General features: G+C 32.5%; 7 protein-coding genes. All 7 read right to left on the bottom strand.

What is annotated here, in order from left to right; all coding sequences use genetic code 11:
• Positions 1–190 (bottom strand): hypothetical protein (locus tag DXU93_RS14970; protein ID WP_133296834.1); only part of this gene is annotated, 190 nt, incomplete at its 3' end.
• Complete coding sequence (locus tag DXU93_RS14880) at positions 187–1,128, bottom strand: T9SS type A sorting domain-containing protein (RefSeq protein WP_165851435.1); 942 nt, start codon at positions 1,126–1,128, stop codon at positions 187–189. The genes DXU93_RS14880 and DXU93_RS14970, both read right to left, overlap by 4 nt.
• Positions 1,129–1,259: 131 nt before the next feature.
• On the bottom strand, positions 1,260–1,979 hold the full coding sequence (locus tag DXU93_RS14875) for a hypothetical protein (RefSeq protein ID WP_116882091.1): 720 nt from the start codon (positions 1,977–1,979) through the stop codon (positions 1,260–1,262).
• The gene (locus DXU93_RS14870) at positions 1,976–2,932 is read right to left on the bottom strand and encodes a T9SS type A sorting domain-containing protein (RefSeq protein ID WP_116882090.1); all 957 of its coding nucleotides are present in this window, start codon (positions 2,930–2,932) and stop codon (positions 1,976–1,978) included. The genes DXU93_RS14875 and DXU93_RS14870 overlap by 4 nt, the downstream gene beginning before the upstream one ends.
• Before the next feature lie 18 nt (positions 2,933–2,950).
• Complete coding sequence (locus DXU93_RS14865; RefSeq protein ID WP_116882089.1) at positions 2,951–3,673, bottom strand: hypothetical protein; 723 nt, start codon at positions 3,671–3,673, stop codon at positions 2,951–2,953.
• Complete coding sequence (locus tag DXU93_RS14860; RefSeq protein WP_116882088.1) at positions 3,670–4,098, bottom strand: T9SS type A sorting domain-containing protein; 429 nt, start codon at positions 4,096–4,098, stop codon at positions 3,670–3,672. The genes DXU93_RS14865 and DXU93_RS14860 overlap by 4 nt, the downstream gene beginning before the upstream one ends.
• Positions 4,095–4,496: hypothetical protein (locus DXU93_RS14855; protein ID WP_205679280.1), on the bottom strand; the 402-nt coding region annotated here is incomplete at its 5' end. The genes DXU93_RS14860 and DXU93_RS14855, both read right to left, overlap by 4 nt.

The following is a 4,496-nucleotide window of genomic DNA, read 5'->3' as shown; positions in this document are numbered from 1 at the left end:
TCTTTTGTCTTTGAAAAACAACTCCCAATTCTCCTTTTACAGAATTGTAAGTATTGCCATTTTCTGCAGAATATAATAAAGGTCCATAAAGGCTAAATGAGGTTTTCGCAACTAAACCCATATTTCTATCTTCCTGCGAATTAGCAAATCCAGTTATCAAAAATATTATTATAAATATTAATACTCTCATAGCTTAATCAGTTTAAAGGATCTATTTTGATTGATAAAAGTGAGGATGTACATGCCGCTTGAAAAGTTGGCGGTATTCACTCTTGATTGTCCCTTCTCAATCTCATAATTATCAATAATTTTTCCTTCAATAGACTTTAAAATCAACTCGTCTTTTTGAGGACTTTGTATAGAGATATGATTTTGAAATGGGTTAGGATGAACATTTAAAATAGTTTCATTATTTTCCTGATTATTCAATAATTGTTTTCTGTTCATACCTTCCTCAACTTCTTCTATATCATCTTGCTGAACCATTCCGGAGCTACAACTTTGTTGCTGTATTACATACCAAACAACAGGCAAATCATTATTTCCTGTGTGACTTACTGTGAGTTCGGGGTACTCTAAAGTTATTCCCCATATTCCATCTTTTTTATTGGTTTCAATGCAGTCAGTTTTTATATACTGATTATTACTGTACCAATCAATTTTATATTCAGTGTGTGTTTTTAAATTATTTATGCGTAATCGTTTAAACAAATACACATCATTCCATTCAGTGTTTCTAGGGGATTCTACTGCCGTATTATTAAAAGGATAACCACTACATTCAGTCCCGGCATTTCCTCTAGTATTAATGTTAAAACTTCTATTCTTAACATAACCTACTGCTTTCCTTTTATCTGATGATTTGTAGTATTGGTGTTCAACTGAATACTTCTCTCGTAAATTATTTTTATATTCAGCTGCCCCCATCCCATGCCACCAATCGCCCCAGCCATCACTCAAGGTACTAATCACATCATCACCATTCATGTGATTTTGGGCTCTAAAAGTGTTCTTCCACAATTCGGTGTGGTAGCTTCCATCCTCTTTTGGGTCTCTACCATCCCAGAAGTGAAAGCCTGCAATACCAGTGAAACCGAGGGTCATTTGCCTCTTCAAAAGTATTTTCATATTTTTATTCTCAGGTTTCATTTTTTCAATTTACGAAAATTATTTGGTTTTTTTGGCGTTAGGCTTTGAGCATAGTGCATCGCTTATAGCCTAAAGATTCCTGCCTATAGCATACAGCCTAAAGCCTACATCTATTTACCTAAAGAAAACACATACCGTAATCCCAACTCCAAATCAAACATCATTATCCTATCATTTTCTGTTGAAATAGGAATGTAATTTGGCTCAGGTTCTGGATCTGATTTATGCCATTCTTTATATCCTACTTTTATCGATCGAAAAGAAATTCCAATATCTAGATTAACATATAACCCTTCAATTACTCTAAATTCATTACCAATTGAAAAGCTACTAATCAACGGAGTAGAAATATAATAATAAGAATACCATTTATTATTCCCCACAGTTGGACCTCCAAGTTCCCCATCTTGTGCAACATTTGTTGGTCGAAAGGAATATCCTCTTTCCAAAATTCCGTGACTGTCAAGGTATCCCCCTTTATAATTTGAATGTATCTCTGTAGATAAAGCTATACTTAAGGTTGGACTGTAAAAAGAGGATTGATCAAACAACCTGTACTTGATTTCGCCTCCCAACAAATGATAGTCTAAGGTGTACATATCTACGATTTGATGTTTTACACTGCTTTTCCAATTTCCACCATATTGATATTGAAACAAAAGGGAAACACCACCAGTATTAAACGGAATATTAAATCCAACACCAACTGTACTTTCAGTAATTATCTTCGAATGTAAAGATTGAAAAAGTTGAATTACTGGTTTAATTTTTAATTGAGTAAAACTAGTTAATGGGATAAATCCAAGTAAAAAAAATAACATTTTTCTCATAGCTTAATCAGTTTAAAGGATCTATTTTGATTGATAAAAGTGAGAATATACATGCCGCTTGTTAATGCAGCAGTATTTACTCTTGTTAGTCCATTATCAATTTTATAGTTGTCAATCACTTTTCCTTCTATGGACTTTAAAATGAGTTGGTCTTTTTTGATGCTTTGAATTGAAATAAAGTTGTTAAATGGATTAGGATACACATTTAAAACTTGCTCACCATTTATATTATTGTTTAGTATTTGCGTTGGGTTCAACTCTTCCTCATATTCTTCGATATTGTTTTGTTGAACTATACTAGAATTGCAGTTTTGTTGATATACAACATACCAAATAACAGGATTTAATGGGTTGATCGATGTATTTAAATCAGGGTATTTCAACCTAAGTTCTCCATTATTATTTGTTTCATCACATTGTGTAGAAATATAGTTACCTGTTCTAAAAGAATAGTAATCAATTGTATACTCCTCACTTGAATTTAATCCAACTAAGTCTAATCTTCTATTTATTGGCAATCTATTATCATTCCACTTAATGTTTTCTAAATCATCAATTGGCTCTATATCCCCAAAATCTAAATCACAATCGGAGTTTACTCTTTTTGTATGAACGTTATAGGTGCGATTTCTAACATATCCAATAGCTTTTTCTTTGTTGCTAGATAAATAATATTGGTGCTCTATTGCATCAACATTATCATTTAAAGTCACAATAAATAGTTTACTTTTCTCCATCCCATGCGACCAATCTCCCCAATTATCACTCAAGGTACTAATCACATCATCACCATTCATGTGATTTTGGGCTCTAAAAGTGTTCTTCCAAAGTTCAATATAATTTGCAGTATGTTCCGCTCTACCATTCCATAAGTGAAACCCAGCAACTCCAGTGAAACCGAGGGTCATTTCATCAACAATGTCCATGTCAGTATTTCGAATTCCAGGCTTCATGTTTTTAAGGTACAGAAATTATTTGGGTTTGAAAGTGAAGGAGTAACTTAATCCCAATTGGACATCAAGCATGTGGAAGTAATGATTTTCGTTGGGGGTTGTTTTCAGTTTTTCATTTACATCTTCGCCTAATTCCCATTCAGCATATTTAGTTTTCATTAAACGTAACTTATAACCAAAACCAAATTTTAAGTGCAAATTTTCTATAATTCTAAAATCACCCCCCATAATTAAACTTGAAACTAAGGGAGTAGACTGATAAATCCTCGATTTATAGAACACGTAAGAACCATCATGGTTAAAATCAGAACTGTAGGTAAGTGAATGAGGAACATAATAATCATCCATGTAAGCATTCTTTGAATTTGTAGCTATTTCACTCTTTACTTCAATAGAAAAATAAGGCCTAAAGCGCTTGATTTCACTGTACAATGAATACTGTATGACTCCTCCAATCATATGATTCCGATAACGAGTAAAATCATACAAATTAGTAAAAACACTATATTGGTAATTAAAAAGCATCCCGAAAGTACCTGAGTTAGTTTGTAATTGAATTCCTGGATTTAAATTTAAACCTAATAACCTTAAAGCTGTATCATCAATCTCGTTTCTACTATAACTATTTAAACATAAAACTTCTGATGCTCCATGAATGTTAAGAACTGGCTTTACTTTCACCTGAGATATTCCAATTGTTATGAAAAAATAGAAAAATATAATTAAAATAGAGAATCTCATCGCTTAATTATTTTAAAGGTTTTGTTTTGGTTAATAAAACGAACAAAATATATCCCCGAAGTTAATTCTTGAGTTCGAATTCTATTTTCTCCTTTTGAAACACTCTGCTGTAAGACAACCCTTCCCGAAGGATCTTGAACTACCATTTCATCTTCAACTGGACTTTCTACAATAAAGTAATCTTCAAAAGGGTTAGGATAAACATTTAATTTCAATTCTTGCGGCATTGAATCCTGTTCGCTAACAAAAAGTTCTTTTGAAAGCGCAACTAAAGTATCTTCTTCTTTGTTATTATTCTGCAGCATGCCATAGTTACCTTCTCTTTTGGCAACAAACCAAATAACAGGACGGTTTTGCAAAGACTCCTTTACCCATAGTTCTGGATAGCAGAGTTTGAGCATTATGTTGTTTTCATTGATTATCATTCCTTTTTAGATTTTTTTCCAAATGAAAAATCATAGCGTAGGCTCAATTGCGCATTAGTATATAACAGGTTTCTAGATTGAATCGGCATACCTTCTAAAATTTCTCTATAATCTTCGTTGTCGTACCATTCTAAATACTTATATCGAATTACTTTTATGCCAAGGCCAAAATCCATGCTTAAATACAAGGTACTAATCAAACGAAAATCAAATCCAATTGACAATCCACCAAAAAAAGGAGTTCCATAATAGAATCCAGAAGCATTATAGTAATTAGGATAGAACCCATTACCTTTAGAATAATTATTTCCGACAATAAAAGAAGAATCCGCAATAAACCCATTTTCATGATTGGAACTTATTTCACTCATAATAGTCACACCATAATAGGGTTTAAT

The sequence above is a fragment of the Brumimicrobium aurantiacum genome, assembly GCF_003402975.1.
Taxonomy (GTDB): domain Bacteria; phylum Bacteroidota; class Bacteroidia; order Flavobacteriales_D; family Crocinitomicaceae; genus Brumimicrobium; species Brumimicrobium aurantiacum.
This window is presented reverse-complemented; position numbering and strand designations above follow the sequence as displayed.